Origin of the sequence: Halorubrum sp. Atlit-28R (genome assembly GCF_003665955.1) — an archaeon.
Classification (GTDB): Archaea; Halobacteriota; Halobacteria; order Halobacteriales; family Haloferacaceae; genus Halorubrum; species Halorubrum tropicale.
Genome location: NZ_QPLS01000280.1, coordinates 1 through 439, shown reverse-complemented (window position 1 = coordinate 439; position 439 = coordinate 1). Strand labels below are relative to the sequence as shown.

1 protein-coding gene is annotated in these 439 nt (G+C 53.1%); it reads left to right on the top strand.

Annotated features, from left to right (window positions below):
* On the top strand, positions 1–439 hold a 439-nt coding region (locus DVK06_RS17910), incomplete at both ends, for a 7TM-DISM domain-containing protein (RefSeq protein WP_147438195.1).

Below are 439 nucleotides of genomic sequence, written 5' to 3'. Positions count from 1 at the left end.
AACGCACCTATTTTTATTATGTGCTTTTCGTCGCATCCAATGCACTGTCGGTAGCCGCCCACAGCGGCATCGGATTTCAGTTCCTATGGCCGGAGTCCCCTGGCTGGGGGATGATTTCGTCAATGACGGGGTTTGCTTGTACCGGCCTTACCTTGCTGTTGTTCCAGCGGCGTTTGCTCTCAACTTGGCAAACGGCGCCATCGCTCGACAAAGTGATGCTGGCCTTTATTGGCTTAAATATATTGCAGATCATCGGCTTCGCGGTGTTCGAATATGCACAGATGAACCGTATCGGCATCACCATGGATCTACTGAGCATGCTGCTCGGATTAACGGTCGGTGTTGTTTGTGTATTGCGTGGCAATCGCGGCGCGCGATTTTTCCTGTTGGCGTTTAGCCCTCTGCTGATCATGGCAGCGCTGCTTGCCCTGCGCAGCTT